At 63.0% G+C, this 15,773-nt stretch carries 15 protein-coding genes; 1 reads left to right on the forward strand and 14 read right to left on the reverse strand.

Annotation, left to right across the window (positions count from 1 at the left end; all coding sequences use genetic code 11):
* Positions 1-7 precede the first annotated feature (7 nt).
* The 3 genes from IYW40_RS12685 to IYW40_RS12695 form a co-directional block, all read right to left on the reverse strand.
* Positions 8-1,180 carry an ABC transporter permease gene (locus IYW40_RS12685; protein ID WP_196400737.1) on the reverse strand — a complete coding sequence of 391 codons (1,173 nt, stop codon included), beginning with the start codon at positions 1,178-1,180 and terminating at the stop codon, positions 8-10.
* Positions 1,177-2,289, reverse strand: a complete 1,113-nt coding sequence (locus IYW40_RS12690; RefSeq protein WP_123176602.1) for a microcin C ABC transporter permease YejB — start codon at positions 2,287-2,289, stop codon at positions 1,177-1,179. Before IYW40_RS12690 ends, IYW40_RS12685 begins: the two co-directional genes overlap by 4 nt.
* A gap of 66 nt (positions 2,290-2,355) precedes the next feature.
* The gene (locus tag IYW40_RS12695) at positions 2,356-4,269 is read right to left on the reverse strand and encodes an extracellular solute-binding protein (RefSeq protein WP_196400738.1); all 1,914 of its coding nucleotides are present in this window, start codon (positions 4,267-4,269) and stop codon (positions 2,356-2,358) included.
* A 150-nt stretch (positions 4,270-4,419) separates the two neighbouring features.
* Between IYW40_RS12695 and IYW40_RS12700 the strand changes: the two genes are divergently transcribed.
* A complete protein-coding gene (locus tag IYW40_RS12700; RefSeq protein WP_196400739.1) occupies positions 4,420-5,868 on the forward strand; it encodes an NAD-dependent succinate-semialdehyde dehydrogenase in 1,449 nt (482 codons plus the stop codon).
* 171 nt (positions 5,869-6,039) lie between these two features.
* On the opposite strand, the gene IYW40_RS12705 is transcribed toward IYW40_RS12700, so the two are convergent.
* From IYW40_RS12705 to IYW40_RS12755, 11 genes are all read right to left on the reverse strand, one after another.
* On the reverse strand, positions 6,040-7,539 hold the full coding sequence (locus IYW40_RS12705) for a bifunctional UDP-sugar hydrolase/5'-nucleotidase (RefSeq protein WP_196400740.1): 1,500 nt from the start codon (positions 7,537-7,539) through the stop codon (positions 6,040-6,042).
* Positions 7,540-7,720: 181 nt separating this feature from the next.
* On the reverse strand, positions 7,721-8,035 hold the full coding sequence (locus IYW40_RS12710; RefSeq protein ID WP_196400741.1) for an endonuclease domain-containing protein: 315 nt from the start codon (positions 8,033-8,035) through the stop codon (positions 7,721-7,723).
* Positions 8,036-8,195: 160 nt separating this feature from the next.
* A complete protein-coding gene (locus IYW40_RS12715; RefSeq protein ID WP_196400742.1) occupies positions 8,196-9,671 on the reverse strand; it encodes an ammonium transporter in 1,476 nt (491 codons plus the stop codon).
* 32 nt (positions 9,672-9,703) lie between these two features.
* Positions 9,704-10,042 (reverse strand): P-II family nitrogen regulator, encoded by a 339-nt coding sequence (locus tag IYW40_RS12720; protein WP_014890399.1) that lies wholly within the window; start codon positions 10,040-10,042, stop codon positions 9,704-9,706.
* A gap of 353 nt (positions 10,043-10,395) precedes the next feature.
* Positions 10,396-11,271, reverse strand: coding sequence for an acyl-CoA thioesterase II (locus IYW40_RS12725; RefSeq protein ID WP_196400743.1), 876 nt, complete (start codon positions 11,269-11,271; stop codon positions 10,396-10,398).
* 14 nt (positions 11,272-11,285) lie between these two features.
* Positions 11,286-11,510 (reverse strand): Trm112 family protein, encoded by a 225-nt coding sequence (locus IYW40_RS12730; RefSeq protein ID WP_014890397.1) that lies wholly within the window; start codon positions 11,508-11,510, stop codon positions 11,286-11,288.
* Between the two features lie 15 nt (positions 11,511-11,525).
* Entirely contained in the window at positions 11,526-12,194 is a 669-nt protein-coding gene (locus IYW40_RS12735; RefSeq protein ID WP_196400744.1) for an LON peptidase substrate-binding domain-containing protein, read from the reverse strand.
* Positions 12,195-12,210: 16 nt separating this feature from the next.
* The gene (locus IYW40_RS12740) at positions 12,211-13,104 is read right to left on the reverse strand and encodes a co-chaperone YbbN (protein ID WP_246720770.1); all 894 of its coding nucleotides are present in this window, start codon (positions 13,102-13,104) and stop codon (positions 12,211-12,213) included.
* 66 nt (positions 13,105-13,170) lie between these two features.
* On the reverse strand, positions 13,171-13,854 hold the full coding sequence (gene trmB, locus IYW40_RS12745) for a tRNA (guanosine(46)-N7)-methyltransferase TrmB (protein ID WP_175093076.1): 684 nt from the start codon (positions 13,852-13,854) through the stop codon (positions 13,171-13,173).
* A gap of 151 nt (positions 13,855-14,005) precedes the next feature.
* Positions 14,006-15,196 (reverse strand): methionine adenosyltransferase, encoded by a 1,191-nt coding sequence (metK, locus tag IYW40_RS12750; RefSeq protein ID WP_196400745.1) that lies wholly within the window; start codon positions 15,194-15,196, stop codon positions 14,006-14,008.
* A 127-nt stretch (positions 15,197-15,323) separates the two neighbouring features.
* Complete coding sequence (locus IYW40_RS12755; RefSeq protein WP_196400746.1) at positions 15,324-15,743, reverse strand: helix-turn-helix transcriptional regulator; 420 nt, start codon at positions 15,741-15,743, stop codon at positions 15,324-15,326.
* Positions 15,744-15,773: the final 30 nt, after the last annotated feature.

The raw sequence follows: 15,773 nt of genomic DNA on the forward strand, positions 1-15,773 counted from the left end.
CACGCCGTCACCGGAAATTCTTCCTCGGGTCAAAGGCGTCGCGGACCGCCTCGCCGACAAAGACCAGAAGCGACAGCATCAGCGCGATGATCGCGAAGCCGGTCAGTCCCAGCCATGGGGCCTGGAGATTGGATTTTGCCTGCAGCAGCAGTTCGCCGAGCGAGGGCGAGCCCGGCGGCAGGCCAAACCCCAGAAAGTCCAGCGCCGTGAGCGTGGTGATCGACGAGTTGAGAATGAAGGGCAGGAAGGTCAGCGTCGCCACGGTGGCGTTCGGCAGCAGGTGCTTGACGATAATCTTGAAATTGCTCAGCCCAAGCGCGCGCGCCGCGTTGACATATTCGAAGTTGCGCGCGCGCAGGAACTCGGCGCGAACGACATGCACCAGCGACACCCAGGAGAAGAGCAACAGGATGCCGAGCAGCACGAAAAAGCCGGGCGTCAGGAAGGAGGAAATGATGATGAGCAGATAGAGCTGCGGCAGCGACGACCAGACCTCGATGAAGCGTTGGAACACAAGATCGACGCGCCCGCCGAAGTAGCCCTGAATCGCCCCCGCGGCGACGCCGACGATCGAGGAGATCGTCGCCAGGATCAGTCCGAACAGCACCGAGATGCGAAATCCATAAAGCAGGCGCGCGACGACGTCGCGGCCCTGATCGTCGGTGCCGAGCCAATTATATTCGAGCGCGGCGCAGCCGCGATTGGGCTGGCCAGGCCGCAGACCTTTCGCCGCGGCGACCTCGCATTGCTGCTGCGTCAGCATCCAGGTCGGCGGCGAGGGCGCGGGCGTCGGCAGCTCGAGATTATGCGTGTCATAGGAAAAGCGAATCGGCGGCCAAAGCATCCAGCCATGCGCTTTGATTTCGTCGGCGATGACAGGATCGCGATAATCGGTGCGGGCCAGGAAGCCGCCGAATTTTTCTTCCGGATAGGACACGAAGGCGGGGAACAGCAATTGGCCCTTGTACCAGGCCAGAATCGGCCGGTCGTTCGCCAGGAAGTTCGAGCCGAGCGCCATGATGAACAGCGTCATGAAGACCCAGAACGACCAATAGCCGCGCTTGTTCGCCTTGAAACTGTCGAGGCGTCGCCGGTCGAGCGGCGTGAGCCGCAGCCAGCCTTCGCGATGAAGGGGCGGGGCGAGGTGAGTTTCGGCGTCGGCTGCTGCGCTCACCGTCACACCTCGCGCGTTTCGAAATCGATGCGCGGATCGATCCAGGTATAGGTGAGATCGGACAGGAGATTCACCACAAGTCCGAGCAGCGCAAAGATATAGAGGTTGGCGAAGACGACCGGATAGTCGCGATTGACGATGCTCTCGAAGGAAAGATAGCCCAGTCCATCAAGCGAAAAGATCGTTTCGATCAGCACCGAGCCGGTGAGAAAGGCGTGTACGAAGGCGCCGGGAAAGCCGGCGATGACGATCAGCATGGCGTTGCGAAACACATGTCCATAGAGCACGCGCCGCTCGGTCAGGCCCTTCATGCGCGCCGTCTGCACATATTGCTTGCGGATCTCGTCGAGGAAAGAGTTCTTTGTCAGAAACGTCTGCGTGGCGAAGGCCCCCAGCGTCATCGCGGAGACGGGCAGAATGATGTGCCACAGATAGTCCTTGACCTTGTCGAACAGCGACAGCTGCCAGAAATCGTCCGAGGTCAGGCCGCGCAGCGGAAAAATCTGCCAGAAGGAGCCGCCGGCGAAGAGCACGATTAGCAGCATCGCAAAAAGAAAACTCGGAATGGCGTAGCCGACGATGATGGCGTTGGACGTCCACATGTCGAATTTCGTTCCATCGCGCACCGCTTTGGCGATGCCGAGCGGAATTGAAATGGAATAAGAGAGAAGCGTCATCCAGAGGCCGAGCGAAATCGAGACGGGAAGCTTTTCTCCGATCAGCTTGAGGACGCTCTCGTCGCGAAAATAGCTGCGCCCGAAATCGAACATCGCATAATTCTTCACCATCAGCAGGAATCGCTCCCACGCCGGCTTGTCGAAGCCGAACTGCTTTTCGAGTTCCGCGATGAATTTCGGGTCGAGTCCCTGCGCTCCGCGATATTTGGAGGCGGTTTCGGCAGCCATCGTTCCGGTCTGGCTCGCGCCGCCCTGTCCGACGTCGCCGCCCCCGCCGGAAAAGCGTCCGGTCGCGCCGACGTCGAAGCCTTGCAGTTGCGCGATGATGCGCTCCACAGGACCGCCCGGCGCGAACTGCACGATGACGAAGGAGATGAGCATGATGCCGAGGATCGTCGGGATCATCAGCAGCACGCGGCGGGCGATATAGGCTCCCATTAACGTCTCGCGTTCTTTTGCATCGGCCGCATTTCGGCTCCCGACGGACTGCGCCGGGAAATCCTCTTAGCGTCCCGTGAAGTTGATTTTTTTCGCCTTATCTTCGTCCCACCACCAGGTCCACAGCACGCCGGTGTCGAACTTCGGCGGGCGCTCGGGCTGGCCGAAGAGATCCCAATAGGCGAAGCGATGCACCGGATTATACCAGTGCGGGACCCAATAGCGCTGCGCGCGCAAAGCGCGGTCGAGCGCGCGGCTGCAGGTGACGAGCTCTTCGCGCGTTTGCGCCTGGAGCGCCTTTTCGACGAGCGAGTCGATCGCCGGATTGGAGACCCCCGGCAGGTTGCGCGAGCCGGGCACATTGGCGGTCTTCGAGCTGAAATAAGCGCGAAGCTCCTCTCCGGGGTTCCAGCTCATCATCAGCACGTCATGAACGACGTCGAAGTCAAAGTTTTCAAGTCGCTGCTTGTACTGCGCGGCGTCGACGACGCGGATGTGGGCGTTGACTCCGAGAAGCTTCAAATTCTTGATGTAGGGCTGGGTGTGCCGCTCGAAGACGTTGGAATTGTCGAGAAACTCGAATTCCAGCGGCGTTCCGTCGGGCAAGCATAGAACGCCATCCTTGCGCGTGCAGCCGGCCGCGACGAACAGATCATTCGCCTTTTTGAGCAGGACGCGATCCTGACCCGTGCCGTCGGAAATCGGCGCGACGAAGGGCTCGCCAAAAACTTCCGCGGGCAGATCAGCGCGATAGGGCTCCAGCAGCGCCTTTTCCTGTTCGCTCGGCAAGCCTTTCGCTTCAAGCTCGGAGTTCTCGAAATAGGAGGAGATGCGCTTATAGGCGTCATACATCAGGTTGCGGCTTGTCCATTCGTAATCGAAGGCGTAGCCGATCGCTTCGCGCACCCGCGGATCTTTAAAAATCTTGCGGCGCGTGTTGAAGAACCATCCCTGGATCTGCGGAATATTGTTGTTGGGCGTCGTCGTTCGCTTGACGCGCCCGTCCTTGAACGCCGGAAAATCATAGCCCGTGGCCCAAACGCGCGCGATGTTTTCCTCTCGCTCAGTGAATGCGCCGGCCTTGAAGGCTTCGAAGGCGACCTGGCTGTCGCCGAAATATTCGAAGCGCACGACGTCGAAATTTGCCTGGCCTGTCGTGATCGGCAAGCCCTTCGCCCAATAGTCGGGATTGCGATGATAGGCGATGTAGCGGCCCTGCTCGAAGGCGCCGACCTTGTAGGGCCCGGAGCCGAGCGGCGGCTCCAATGTCGTCGCTGCGAAGTCGCGGTCCTTGTAATAGGCGCGCGAAAAGATCGGCTGACCCACGACGCTGAGCGGCAGATCGCGCGTGCGGTCTGGCGCGAAGCGCAGCACGAGAACGTCGTCCGCCTCCGCTTCGGCGCTTTCGAGGTCACGCAGCATCTGGCTGATGACAGGATGGCCTTTGCTCTTGAGGATGTTGAGGGAAAAGGCCGCGTCATGCGCCGTGAGCGGCGAGCCGTCGTGAAACCGCGCCTCTTTACGCAACAGAAAAGCGTAAGTGAGCTTGTCAGGCGAGATGCGTACTTTCTTGGCGACGAGGCCGTAGTAGGCGTCGCGCTCGTCGAGGCTCTGATTCATCAGACTGTCGAAGACGAGCGTCATGCCCGTCGCAGGATTGCCCCGCAGCACATAGGCGTTGAAACTGTCGTAGGTCGAGCTTGCCGGCGACAGCGCCAAAGTCCCTCCCTTGGGGGCTTTTGGATTCACGTACCCGAAATATTTGAAGTCGGCCGGTTCGCCAAGGTCGCCGAAGGTCGAAAGGCCGTGGCTCTCGACTTCGCCCTGGGCGAGAGGACCGAAGCGGTTGGGCGCGCCGGTCGGCGGCGTTTCGGGCTTGGCCAGAACGCGCGGCGCGACCAATGCGGCGGCGCCGGCGCCGATAACAGAGCGACGGGACAGGCGAATGCGCGTCAGATCGACGATTGTGGAACGAGCCAAATGTGACCTCAGGCGGAGGAAGGGCGCTTGCCCATGAGCCGCAATTATGCCGGTTTTTTTGCGGGTTCGCGAGCGGCCCGTTAAGGACCGTCACGCCGCTTTGGCCCTTTGTAGCAAAAATGCGCGACGCGCGCCCAGGGGGAAGTCGAAATGAACTCTGTCAGCCTAGGCCTTCGCGAGCAAGCATTCGTCGGCGGGCTTTGGGTCGGCGCCGACAGCGGCGCAACCTTCGCCGTCAACAACCCGGCGACAGGCGCGGTCCTCGGCCAAGTTCCCGACATGGGCGCAGCCGAGACGCGCCGGGCGATCGAGTCTTGCGCGCGGGCGCTGCCGGGCTGGCGCGATCGCGCCGCCAAGGAGCGCGCGCATATCATGCGCCGCTGGTTCGAGCTGATCATGGCCGATGAGGAGCGGCTGGCGCGCATCATTACCGCGGAAATGGGCAAGCCACTCGCCGAGGCCCGCGGAGAAATCGCTTACGCCGCCAGCTTCATCGAGTGGTTCGCGGAGGAGGGCCGGCGCATCTATGGCGACGTCATACCCGGCCCGACCGATCGTCGGCTGCTCGTCTTCAAACAGGCGATTGGCGTCACAGCGGCGATTACGCCGTGGAATTTCCCGTCCGCCATGTTTGCGCGCAAGGTCGGCGCGGCGCTGGGCGCCGGCTGCACGATGGTGGTGAAGCCTGCCGAGCTGACGCCCTTCTCCGCGCTGGCGCTGGCGGAGCTTGCCGAACGCGCCGGCGTGCCTTCCGGCGTGATCAATGTGGTCACGGCGAAAGACCCGGCGCCGGTCGGGTTGGAGTTCACGCAAAATCCCCTCGTGCGCAAACTGACCTTCACCGGCTCGACCGAGGTCGGCAGGATTTTGCTGCGGCAAGCGGCCGAGAATATTCAGAAATGCTCGATGGAGCTTGGCGGCAACGCGCCGCTGATCATCTTTGAAGACGCCGATCTCGAGCGCGCCGTCGAGGGCGCGATCGCCACCAAATACCGCAACAGCGGTCAGACCTGCGTGTCGGCGAACCGCATCCTCGTGCATGCGTCGATCGTCGACGCCTTCGCCGAAAAACTCGCGGCGGCGGCTGGCGCGTTAAAGGTCGGCGAAGGGACGGAGGAGGGCGTCGCCATCGGTCCGCTGATTGAAGAAGCGGCGGTCGAAAAGGTCGAGCGTCACGTCGCCGACGCCGTCGCCCGCGGCGCAAAGATTCTCACCGGGGGCGCCCGCCACGCGCTCGGCGGTTCTTTCTTTCAACCCACGGTGCTCGCCAATGTGCCGGCCGACGCGCTCATCTTCAACGAGGAGACCTTCGGTCCCATCGCGCCGCTCATTTCCTTTAAAAGCGAGGCGGAAGCGGTGCGTCTCGCCAACGCCACGCCTTACGGTCTCGCCGCTTACTTCTACAGTCGCGACGTCGCCCGCGTCATCCGCGTCGCCGAGCAGTTGGAATTCGGCATGGTGGGCGTCAACGAGACGCTGATCTCGACCGAAGCGGCGCCCTTCGGCGGCGTCAAACACTCCGGTCTCGGCCGCGAAGGATCGCGCTACGGCGTCGATGATTACATCGAGATCAAATATGTCTGCCTTGGCGGGCTGTGATACGAAATCCGTTTGAACGGCTCGGCTGTCATTCCCGACGCGCGCAACGCGCGTGATCGGGAATCCAGAGCAAAACCAGCGTTCTTGGATTGGCCCTGGATTCCCGGTCAGGCCTTCGGCCTGCCGGGAATGACGCGGCCCAAGCGAACCGATCAGCCGGAATTTGTATGATCATTCGATCCTGATGCGGCCGTCGACGACGGGCGCGATCGCGCCGGCCTTTTCGATGGCGTCGATGATAACGTTCGTCAGCAGCGGACCCTCGAGGTCGCTGACCAGCGGTCTTCCGCGCGCAAGCGCGACATAGCCGTCCTTGCCACGCGCCAGGAAGTCGATCGTCGCAACCTTGTAGAGCTTCGTGTCGTCGAGCGGCTTGCCGCCGACCTCGATTGAAACAAGCCGCGCGCCAGGAACCGCGTCGCGCCGCACGACAATGCGGGCGCCGGAAATCTGGGCGAAGCGGCCGGCGTCCTTGCCGATCAGCCAGACGGCGTTTTCCAGGGCGGCGCGCAGATCGGCGCCTGAAAGCTCCAGAGTCACAAGCTGATTGTTGAACGGCAGCTCCTTGGCGATGTCCTTGCGCGTCAGCGTTGTCCCGGGAGCGTAGCTGCGGTTGCCGCGAATGCCGCCGCCGTTGATGATCGCAACGTCGGCGCCGGCGGCGGCGCGCATCGCGTCGGCGAAAAAGTCGCCGATCGCGGTCTCTTCACCGCGCACGCTCGCCTTTCGGCTGTCGAGCGGCGTCTTTGTGCGCCCGATGTCGACGTCGAGCGCCTTGTCGACCTCGGCTTCATATTGCGCGACGCGTTCTGCAATCGCGGCGTCCGGCGTCACGTCGGCCGTGTCGATGATGCGGAACCTGGGCGTCCAGCGCTTTACGCCGTCGTCGGCGATCCGCATCTCGACATCGATCGCAACGAGATTGACGCCGTCGGCCTGTGTCTCGCCGACCGCGGCGCGCCCGTCATAGGCGACCAGAAGATTATGGTCATGCCCGGACAAAACGATGTCGATCGATCCAAGCTTCGCCAGACGCAGATCGTCCTGCCATTCGGAATGCGTGACGACGACGACCAGATCGGCGCCGGCGTCGCGCAGCGCCTTGGCTTGGAGTTTTGCGGTCTCGATCGCGGGCAGAAGTTTCAGGCTACCGGGACTGGACCGTCTCGCGGACTCGTCGTCGGTCAGGCCGAAAATTCCGACCTTCACCCCATCGACGTCGACGATCTTGCTGTCGGCGAAGCCCGGCGCGGAGCGGCCGGAGGCGTCGCGCAGATTCGCGGCGAGCAGAGGGAACTTCGCTTCGCCCATGCGTTGGCGAAAAACCGCTTCGCCGAAATCGAACTCGTGATTGCCGGGCGTGAAGACGTCAAGGCCGATGCGGTTGAGAAGGTCCATGATATGCGCGCCCTTGTCGACGCTCGAAGTAAGCGAAGGCGACAGCGTGTCGCCGGCGTGCGCGACGATGACGTTCTTCCTTTTCGCGCGCTCGGCTTTCAGCCCGCCGGCGATCCGGGCGAACCCGCCGCGTCCGTCTCTCTCAGCCATTTCGTAGATGTCGCTGAAGACGACGAAGGTGAGATTGACGACGCGCTCGGCTGCGCGCGCGGGGAGGGCGAAAGCCGCGAGGAGAGAGAGAATTACGCCGGAGCGCTGAAGCTTTCGAAACATTTTGCTCACTTCGAATGACACATGTGATCACGGTTTTGGTAAGCGGCGATGTTCGCTCATTGAGCGAGGCGCCTGCCGCTTCCTCTCCCCGCTTGCGGGGAGAGGTGAGGTGAGGGGCGTGGTGAGTGCCGGAAATCTATCCGCTTCCATGGAGGTCCGCCAAGATGACCTCCATGACAGCCTAGATATTTTCATAGAGCTGCGCATTTTCGAAACGGATGACGCGGTAGCCGCAGGATTCAAGAAATGTCGTCCGCATAGCGTCGTGCGCGATCTCAGTGGCGCTCGAATGGGTTTCGCCATCGATTTCCACGATCAGGCTGCGCTGACGACATAGGAAATCTGCAATGTAGGGACCGACCGGCGCCTGTCTTACGAATTTGAATCCGCCGAGCGCCCTGTTCTGCAGGCGCTTCCATAGGAGGCGCTCAGCGCTTGTGGCGTCGCGCCGAAGGGCGCGCGCGCGGCGCGTTTCCAGTATGCGGAGGCCTCTCATCCGTCATTCGCTTCGCTAAATCACCTGGCCCCTCACCTTACCTCTCCCCGCTCTCCGCGGGGAGAGGGGCGGCAAGCGTTGCGCCCTAACAATTTGCGTCCGCAATAAAAAAGAAACGGCGCCCGTGGGCGCCGCTTCGCATCGTGTCAGGAGACTAAACTTAGTAGTTGTAAGCGCGCTCGCCGTGATCGGTGATGTCGAGGCCTTCGCGCTCTTGATCGGGCGTCGGCCGCAGACCGACGATCACATCGACGAGCTTATAGAGGATCGCCGACCCGATGCCGGACCACAGAAGAGTCGCGATGACGGCGATTCCCTGCGCCTTCATCTGCGCGACCATGTCGTAGGTGCCGGCGAAGGTTTCCAGATTGGTGTAGTCGGTGATGCCGACGCCGCCGAGGTCGGGACTGACCAGAATTCCGGTCGCCAAGGCGCCGGTGATGCCGCCGATGCAGTGCACGCCGAAGACGTCGAGCGCGTCGTCGTAGCCCGCCATCTTCTTCACAAAGTCGACGAAGAAGAGGCAGATCGGCGAAACGGCGAGACCAAGGACGATGGCGCCGACCGGACCTGCATAACCCGACGCCGGCGTCACCGCGACGAGGCCGGCGACGGCCCCGGTGATGAGGCCGAGCATCGACGGTTTGCCCTTCACCAACCACTCGACGATCATCCAGGAGAGCGCAGCAGCCGCCGTCGCCACCATGGTGTTGACGAATGCGAGCGCAGTCGTGCCGTTCGCCTCGAGATTCGAGCCGGCGTTGAACCCGAACCACCCGACCCACAGTAATGAGGCGCCGACCATCGACAGGGTGAGCGAATGCGGCGGCAAGGCTTCTTTGCCGTAGCCGATGCGCTTGCCGACGATGATTGCGCCCACGAGGCCCGCAATGCCGGCGTTGATGTGCACCACCGTGCCGCCCGCGAAGTCCAGCGCGCCCTTGCCGGCGAGCCAGCCAACGGCGGCGTTGATCTCGTCGATCTTCGCCTGCGCGGCCGCTTTCGCCGCCTCGTCGCCGGCCGCGGCGAGTTGGGTCGCAGCATCAACGAGCGCGTTCGGATCGGCGACGCCCCACACCCAATGCGCGATGGGGAAGTAGATGACCGTCACCCAGAAGGCGACGAACAGCAGAACGGCCGAAAATTTCATGCGCTCGGCGAAGGCGCCGATGATCAGCGCCGGGGTGATCATCGCGAAGGTCATCTGGAAGACGAAATAGGCATATTCCGGAATGACGTGGCCGGGGGTGAAGGTCGCCGCATTGGAAGCGGCCGTCACGCCCTTGAGAAACAGCTTATTGAAGCCGCCGATATAGTTGCTGAGCGATCCGCCGTCGCCGAAGGCGAGCGAATAGCCGTAGACCGTCCAGATCACGCCGACGAGCGCGACGATCGCGAATGTTTGCGACAGGATCGACAGCATGTTCTTGGCGCGCACCAGGCCGCCGTAAAACAGTGCGAGGCCCGGGATCGACATCATCAGCACCAACAGCGAAGACGTCAGCAACCAGGCGGTGTCGCCGGGGTTGGGGGTCGGGTCGTTCGCGGCGAAGGCCGGAAACGCCAACGATGCCGAAATCGCCGCTCCCGCGATGACCGAAGCGACAGAAGCGCTTCGAGGCGAAGGAAGTTTCATGTGTGAGAGCTCCTGATGTTGCGGGGAGGCGATCAAAGCGCGTCGGCGTCGGTTTCGCCGGTGCGGATGCGGATGGCGCGCTCGAGCGGCGTGACGAAAATCTTTCCGTCGCCGATCTGTCCGGTGCGCGCGGTGTTGGAGATTGCCTGGATCACCTGTTCGACGAGGGCGGCGTCGACAGCGACTTCGATTTTTAGCTTTGGCAAGAAACTGATCGCATACTCGGCGCCGCGATAAATTTCCGTATGTCCCTTCTGACGTCCGTAGCCCTTGACTTCAGTCACGGTAAGGCCGTGCACGCCGATGTTGGTCAGCGCGTCGCGGACCTCATCGAGCTTGAACGGCTTGATGATCGCTGTGACGATTTTCATCTGCCAATCCTGTTGGTTATCGACCTCGTTGGCGAGCGTCGCTCGCGTGACGGCGGCGTCTCTTGATTGCAATTCGCGGGGAGGACGCCGCCGCGTCGGCGACTTACCGCTTTCAAATGCCGTGCCAGCCGCGCGAACGACTGAAATCTACCGACCGGAAGCGTATCTGCTGTGACACAGGCTGTGCCGCAGCTTGCAGCGGGTTGGCTATCGCCTTTGCAGGCCAGGGCTATGCGCTCAAGTCTGGGGCGGCCCTGCTTCGCCCGCGCGCTTTCGCTTAGGGCGCCGCCGCCCGGCTCTGTGCCTAGATATTACGCAGACTTTCTTCTGATGCCTACAGTGCAGGCAGCTGCTCAGGATCGCGTCGAGTCGCGCTGGCGCACCAGGCCTTCCTGGCTCACCGAGGCGACGAGGCGTCCCTCGCGGGTGAAGATCTGGCCGCGCGTCAAGGCGCGCGCGCCGCCGGCCCACGGGCTTTGCTGCGCATAGAGCAGCCATTCGTCGACTCGCATCGGCCCGTGTATCCACAAGGCATGATCGAGGCTCGCCACCTGGATCTTCGGATCGAAGATCGTAAGGCCGTGAACGAGCAGCGCCGTATTGAGCAGCGTCATATCGGAAAGGTAGGCGAGCAGCGCCGTGTGAACGGCGGGGTCGTCTGGCGCCGCGCCGCGCACGCGAAACCAGATCATCTGGCCGGCCGCCCGGCGTTCGGGAAAAAACACGTCGTCGGGCGCGACGACGCGCATGTCGAGCGCGCTTCGTCGCTGCAGCCAGCTCTCGGCCTGTTCGGGAAGGAAGGCGCGAAAGCGCTCGACGAGCGCATGCACGTCGTCGAGACTCTCCGGGTCCGGGGCGTCCGGCATGTGGGCGGCGTGCGTAAGACCTTCTTCGCGCCGCTGGAACGACGCCTCCATTGAAAAGATCGTGTGTCCGCGCTGAGTGGCGTTGCAGCGCCGCGTCGTGAAGCTCTTGCCGTCGCGCACGCGTTCGACGGCGAAGTCGATTGGGATCGCCGGATCGCCGGCGAGGACGAAATAGCCGTGCAGGGAATGAACCGGACGGTCTTCGGGCGCCGTCCGCGTCGCGGCGACGAGCGCCTGAGCCACGGCTTGACCGCCATAGACCTGACGGCCGGAAGAGGCCGGGCTATGGCCGCGGAAGAGGTCTGGTCCGACCTCCTCGAGATCGAGAAGCGCCAGAAGCTTGGATGGCGCGGTTTCGTCCATAGCGGACGAGCCGGTCAGTCGATCTGGCGCGCCTCTTCGGGCAGCATGATCGGAATGCCGTCCCGGATCGGATAGGCAAGCCGCGCCGAGCGCGAAATGAGCTCCTGGCGCGCGCTGTCATATTCGAGCGTCGTCTTCGTCAGCGGGCAGACCAGGATTTCGAGCAGGCGCGGATCAATCCGCGTCGGCTCCGCAGGGGAATCAAATCTTTCGGCGCCGGAATCGCGTTCGTCAGTCATGGTCGTCAATTTCCCTTAATGCCACTGCGGCCGGTCGCCGGCGCGTTGCGCGAGATCGAGCTTCGCGAGCGCGATAAGCGTTTCCGCGCGGGTTTTCAGATCGATGGCTTCGATCAGCGCCTGCTTGTCGTTGGCGCCGAACGGACACATCATCGCGAGCGCGTTGACGAGCGTCTCCGTCGGCGCCGCGTCTATGCTCGCCCAGTCGACTTCAAGTTTCGAACATTCGGCGAAGTTGCGCAACATTGACACCATGCTTTCGCGGTCGACCGCGTCGGCGCCGGCGCCCGTCGTCAAATCCTCCAAGAATTCGTCATATCCGACCTGACACTGCCGATACTGCGTCCGAACCCTAAGCTCATCGAGAACGCGAAACCGCACCACGCCGGTGAGGGTGATGAGATAGCGGCCGTCTCCGGTCTCGGCGAGGCGCGTGATCCGTCCGGCGCAGCCGACATTATAGAGCTGCGTCGCGTCGGCGACCGTCTCGTCGCCCGGCAGCGGCTGGATCATGCCGATCAGCCGCGCGCCGGCGATCGCGTCGTCGACCATTGCGAGATAGCGCGGCTCAAAAACATTGAGCGGCAGTTCGCCGCGCGGAAGCAATATGGCGCCCGAAAGCGGGAAAAGCGGCAGAACCTTCGGCAATTCGTCGATGTCGGCATAGGGATGGTTCAGGCTCATATCGGCGAACGCCTCCCTAGGAGTAGAGCAGCGTGGACAGTCGTCGCCGTGCGTTCACGGCCGCCTTGTCCATCGGTCCCCACGCCTCAAAAAACTGAATGAGCTGCCTTCTTGCGCCATCGTCATTCCAACTACGGTCGCGGCGGATGATTTCAAGCAGCGCATCCGTCGCTTCCTCGCGCAGTCCTTTGGCGTTGAGCGCGAGCGCGAGATCGAAATAGGCCTGCAGGTCGTTGGGATCGAAATTGACGCGATTTCTCAGCTCGTCGATCTCGCCGAGATCCTGGGCCTGCTGGGCGTTCTGAAGCGCCGCCCCAGCCGCCGCGACGCCGCTGTCGCGGCGAATGGCGTCTGGAAGGGCCTCAAAGAGCGCCCCGGCCTCATCGAAGCGTCCCGAGTCGATGTAAAGACGCAGCAAGGCGGCGGCGGCCCTGGCGTTGGGCGGTTCGCCGCCGGCGAGTTCGCTCAGCAGCGACTCCGCGCCGGCGAGATCGCCGTCCGCGATCATCGCCTGCGCCGTTTCGAGCGCATCGCCCTCGTCCTCGATGGGGCCGATCAGCCGCTCCAGAAAGCCCTTGATTTGACTTTCGGGCAGCGCGCCGACGAAACCATCGATCGGTCGTGCGCGCTGAAACGCGACGACGGCGGGAATCGACTTGACGCCAAGCTGATCGGCGATCAGCGGATCGGCGTCGATATTCATTTTGACGAGCGCGATCTTGCCGCCCGAGGCGGCGACCAGACGCTCGATGACGGGCGCGAGCTGGCGACAAGGGCCGCACCATGGCGCCCAAAAATCGACGAGCACGATCTGCCGCATCGAAGCGTCGAGAACGTCGGCGCGGAAACGATCCGTGGTCGTTTCGACCGGCGTCGTCGGCGCGTTAGCCATTCCCGCCGTCTCAACCATGCGATTCTCCCCCTGTCGTCATCGTCGGCCGTGTGATTTTTGAAGGCTTTGCAGCTTGGAGGCGGCTTAGCGCAGCGCCCGGACGAAGGTCAGATAGACCGGATCGCGGCCTTCGGCCATGGCTTTGGCTTCATATTTGGTTCGGGTCCAGCCTGACCATGGCGTTCGCCAGTCCTCGGCGCGCTGCGCGCGCCAGCGGAAGGCTGGGTGCGCGCGCAGGCGCGCCAAGGTCCAGGCGGCGTAATCGTCGATATCCGTCGCAAAACGCAACTCCGCGCCCGCATGCATCGCCCGCGCCAGCCGGTCGAGATTATCACGCGCAACGAACCGCCTCTTGCGCTGGCGCCTCTTTGGCCAAGGATCTGGGTAGAACAGATACACGCGCGACAGGCTGTCGTCTGGCAGCCAGTCGAGGACATCTGCGGCGTCGCCTTGATGCAGGCGGATATTCGTCAGTCCGCGCTCGTCGATCCGGGCGAGGAGCTTCGCCACGCCGTTGAGGAAGGGCTCGCAGCCGATGAATTCAACCTCGGGACTGTCGCTCGCCGCCGCAATCAGATGTTCGCCGCCGCCAAAGCCGATCTCGAGGCGCCTTTCTCGGGCGGTAGGCGCCGGCGGCTGCGCAAGGTCGAGCGACAGACGCGGCAAGAGGTCGTCGATCAGCGCCGCCTGACGCTTTCGGAGCGCCTTGCCTTTCGAGCGGCCATAGAGACGGGCGTGAGCGCCGCGTTGCTGAGAGGTCTCGCTCATAAGCGCTAATTGGCCGCGATCATTTGGAGCGTCGTCCAGTTTGTGGCGCTGGCTTGCATGCCCACGTCACAAACAGAGCCATCGCGCGCCGGACAGAGCATTTCCCCGCTGCGGCGTTCGCCTTCCGAGCCGTTCGTCGATCCGTCCGAACTTACGCGAAATGCGACTTCAGCTGGTCGACGAGATCGGTCTTCTCCCAGGAGAAGCCGCCGTCCGCATCAGGCGTCCGGCCGAAATGGCCGTAGGCGGAGGTGCGCGCATAGATCGGTCGGTTCAGCTGAAGATGCTCGCGAATCCCGCGCGGCGAGAGGCGAATGAGCTGAGGCAGCAGCTCTTCCACCTTCTCCTCGCACACATGGCCGGTGCCGTGCAGATCGACATAGATCGAGAGCGGCTCGGCGACGCCGATCGCGTAGGACAGCTGCAGCGTGCAGCGGTCGGCGAGCCCCGCCGCGACGACGTTCTTGGCGAGATAGCGGGCGGCGTAAGCAGCCGAACGATCGACCTTGGTCGGATCCTTGCCGGAGAACGCGCCGCCGCCATGCGGCGCGGCGCCGCCATAGGTGTCGACGATGATCTTGCGGCCGGTGAGGCCGGCGTCGCCGTCGGGGCCGCCGATGTAGAACTTGCCGGTCGGATTGACGTGCCAGACGGTCGTGTTGGTGATCCAGCCGTCGGGCAACGCGTCGCGGATATAGGGCTCGGCGATGCTGCGAATGTCGGCCGGGGACAGGGTCTCGTCGACGTGCTGATGCGACAGCACGATCTGCGTCGCCTCGACGGGCTTGCCGTCGGCGTAGCGCACCGTGACCTGGCTCTTGGCGTCGGGACCGAGGCCTTTTTCCTTGCCGCTATGGCGCGCCTGGGCGAGGAGCTCCAGAATCTTATGCGAATAATAGATCGGCGCCGGCATCAGTTCGGGCGTTTCGCGCACGGCGTAGCCGAACATGATGCCCTGGTCGCCCGCGCCTTCGTCCTTGTTGCCGGCGGCGTCCACGCCCTGCGCAATGTCGACGGACTGCTCGTGCAGCAGCACTTCCACATTGGCGGTGTTCCAGTGGAACCCACGCTGCTCGTAGCCGATGGCGCGAATCGCGCCGCGCGTGATCTCGATGATGCGATCGAAGGGAACATGCGGCCCGCGCACTTCTCCGGCGATGACCACGCGGTTTGTGGTCGCGAGAGTCTCCGCGGCCACGCGAATGGCGTAGGGGTCGATGCCCGCCTTGGGACCCTCACGGAAAAACTCGTCAACGATTTCGTCAGAAATACGGTCGCAAACCTTGTCCGGATGGCCTTCGGAAACGGACTCGCTCGTGAAAAGATAATTTTTCCGGGTCACTTCCAAATCTCCGATGGCTTTGAGGAAGAGTTGAATAACTGCGGAGCAGGGGGAGTCATCTGCCAGCGCGCGTTCGGTGCGTCAAGCCGAAAAGGCCAGATCGTTCGTTTTGGAGAACGACGTTCTCTTACTCCCGCGCCGGCTCCGACTGGTCTGCGAGCGTCGTCACCAGATCGAGCACGCGCTTTCGCACCTTGGGATCGCGGATGCGGGCGAAGGCGCGATTGAGATGCAGGCCTTCCGTCGTCGATAAAAAATCGACGACGTATTGCGACGAGGACTCCTCAGCGAATCCGCCGGACGGCGCTGGCGCGCCGCTCGTTGGCGCGCCTTCGAAGAAAAAGGACGGCGGCACGTTCAGAGTCTTCGAAATCTGTTGCAGGCGGCTCGCGCCGATACGATTGGCGCCTTTCTCGTATTTCTGCACTTGCTGAAAAGTGAGTCCGAGCGCGTCTCCAAGCTTCTCCTGACTCATTTTCATGAGAATACGCTGCATGCGAACGCGGCTGCCGACGTGACGATCGATCGGGTCTGGCGCCTTCTTCAACTTTACCGCCTCCTGCTCAGTTGTAGCCGA

The sequence above is a fragment of the Methylocystis sp. H4A genome (genome assembly GCF_015709545.1).
Classification (GTDB): Bacteria; Pseudomonadota; Alphaproteobacteria; order Rhizobiales; family Beijerinckiaceae; genus Methylocystis; species Methylocystis silviterrae.

Coding starts and splice junctions, on each gene's coding strand:
- IYW40_RS12690 (WP_123176602.1), bottom strand. CDS start 2,289: ATGGGAGCCTATATCGCCCGCCGCGTGCTGCTGATGATCCCGACGATC.
- IYW40_RS12700 (WP_196400739.1), top strand. CDS start 4,420: ATGAACTCTGTCAGCCTAGGCCTTCGCGAGCAAGCATTCGTCGGCGGG.
- IYW40_RS12705 (WP_196400740.1), bottom strand. CDS start 7,539: ATGTTTCGAAAGCTTCAGCGCTCCGGCGTAATTCTCTCTCTCCTCGCG.
- IYW40_RS12710 (WP_196400741.1), bottom strand. CDS start 8,035: ATGAGAGGCCTCCGCATACTGGAAACGCGCCGCGCGCGCGCCCTTCGG.
- IYW40_RS12715 (WP_196400742.1), bottom strand. CDS start 9,671: ATGAAACTTCCTTCGCCTCGAAGCGCTTCTGTCGCTTCGGTCATCGCG.
- IYW40_RS12720 (WP_014890399.1), bottom strand. CDS start 10,042: ATGAAAATCGTCACAGCGATCATCAAGCCGTTCAAGCTCGATGAGGTC.
- IYW40_RS12725 (WP_196400743.1), bottom strand. CDS start 11,271: ATGGACGAAACCGCGCCATCCAAGCTTCTGGCGCTTCTCGATCTCGAG.
- IYW40_RS12730 (WP_014890397.1), bottom strand. CDS start 11,510: ATGACTGACGAACGCGATTCCGGCGCCGAAAGATTTGATTCCCCTGCG.
- IYW40_RS12735 (WP_196400744.1), bottom strand. CDS start 12,194: ATGAGCCTGAACCATCCCTATGCCGACATCGACGAATTGCCGAAGGTT.
- IYW40_RS12740 (WP_246720770.1), bottom strand. CDS start 13,104: ATGGTTGAGACGGCGGGAATGGCTAACGCGCCGACGACGCCGGTCGAA.
- trmB (WP_175093076.1), bottom strand. CDS start 13,854: ATGAGCGAGACCTCTCAGCAACGCGGCGCTCACGCCCGTCTCTATGGC.